Raw genomic sequence first — 295 nt, forward strand, 5'->3', positions numbered from 1 at the left:
GTCCATGCCGTACCCATTGTGCGGCTGATTCATAATCCTGTTGTTCAAATGCTTGTTGCAAATCTTGATATAGGTTGCTTTGTACTTCTTGGATTTCTTGATCCAGCGCTCGGATGGCATCATGGTTTTGTTCCATTTGTGCATCCATTAATGTTTCTCGCCATTCCATCTGCTGCATGAGGAACTCTGGTGAGAACGAAGTGTGTTCAGGTGCATCGGCATCGATATTTTGGCTTTTCAAGAGATAAGCAGCCCGATCAATAGGGCTTTTTAATGTGCGGTAGGCATCATTAAT

General features: G+C 43.7%; 1 protein-coding gene. It reads right to left on the minus strand.

The features are described from left to right. Nucleotides 1-295, minus strand: a 295-nt coding sequence (hscB, locus tag ACTHSP_RS23615) for a Fe-S protein assembly co-chaperone HscB (protein ID WP_440347188.1), incomplete at both ends; no start/stop codon positions are given.

The sequence above is a fragment of the Neisseria sp. P0001.S005 genome (genome assembly GCF_051963715.1).